We start from the raw sequence: 1,266 nt of genomic DNA, 5'->3' as shown, positions 1-1,266 counted from the left end.
ATGAGATCGGGCGATACTCCACGGCCTCATCCGCCATCAACGCGCACAAACGAATCCAGTCTCACCAGCGAACCGAATCGGTGGATTCGGGCTAAACGCGACTGTAGTACTAGATCAGATCGACCGAGTGCTTCGGCCCACACCTGCCGGGATCCTGAGATCGTCGATCGTGCTGTAGCAGATTGCTACACTGGACGTACGGGTGCATATCCGCACGAAGGAGAAGGGCATGACCAACGTCGCAGACAGAGTGACCAGGTTCTCGTCGGACCTCGTGGACGCGGCCGCGAACGAGGGCGGACGAGAGAATCGTTCCGCCCGTCAACAGCTCGAGCACTGGGCCAGGGTCGGCCGTGAAGTATCCGATCAGCGCCAGGTGGCGCGCCGCCGCGTCGAGTCGGCACTCGCCGGCCGATTGCCAATGGCCGAACTGTCGGCCGAGGAAGGCGTGGTGTTCAACGCGGAGATCGCCGCCGCCCTCGAAGAGTCCCTTTCGGCAGGTAACCACGTGACCGATCGCGCCGCACAGGGCCGCGCCACGATCGCGCTCGACGAACAGGGACGAGTCGTCAAACACCACCCCGACGGCACCCAGACCGTTCTTTGAAACGCCTCGACCTCGTCATCGGCCCCAACGGCGCCGGCAAGTCGACGTTCATCGAACAACGCCTCGCCCCCCTTCTGCCCGGCTGCGTTTACGTCAACGCCGACGTGATCGCGAAGGATCGATGGCCGGACAGCGCAGAGACACACTCCTACCAGGCCGCTCGCATCGCCGCGACCATCCGCGACGCTCTGATCGAACACGGAGAATCGTTCATCGCGGAGACAGTCTTCTCACATCCCTCGAAGTTGGAGCTGATCGACCGCGCACACAGTGCCGGGTACATCGTCGTTCTACACGTGATACTCGTACCGATCGAACTGTCCGAGGCCCGTGTCGCCGAGCGCATCGTCGAAGGCGGGCATCGAGTGCCCGAAGACAAGATCCGCGAACGCTTCGAGCGACTGTGGCCACTCGTCGCCGAGGCCATCCACCGAGCCGACCACGCGATTGTGTACGACAACACCGCCCCTGACGTCACGCGAATCGCCGCGAAGTACGTCGAGGGCGAGCTTGTCGGTGAGCCCAACTGGCCGACTTGGACACCGGCCGACCTGTCAGGTTGAACCCGACCAATGTCACTGTGAGTCTGGGGTGGTCCGGTTGATACTGGATAGGTTCGGTGCGGTGGGGTCTGACTCTCAATGTCACTGACGTCGTGA

The 1,266-nt window shown here is 62.7% G+C and carries 2 protein-coding genes; both read left to right on the top strand.

The window, feature by feature from the left end:
* The first annotated feature begins 229 nt into the window (after nucleotides 1–229).
* Nucleotides 230–607: a hypothetical protein gene (locus ACFWO3_RS21610; protein WP_378581655.1), complete on the top strand. Its 378-nt coding sequence runs from the start codon at nucleotides 230–232 to the stop codon at nucleotides 605–607.
* Nucleotides 604–1,170, top strand: coding sequence for a zeta toxin family protein (locus ACFWO3_RS21605; RefSeq protein WP_378581653.1), 567 nt, complete (start codon nucleotides 604–606; stop codon nucleotides 1,168–1,170). The genes ACFWO3_RS21610 and ACFWO3_RS21605 overlap by 4 nt, the downstream gene beginning before the upstream one ends.
* Nucleotides 1,171–1,266: the final 96 nt, after the last annotated feature.

It is taken from the genome of Rhodococcus sp. NPDC058521, assembly GCF_042719695.1.
Lineage (GTDB): Bacteria > Actinomycetota > Actinomycetes > Mycobacteriales > Mycobacteriaceae > Rhodococcus_F.
This window is presented reverse-complemented; position numbering and strand designations above follow the sequence as displayed.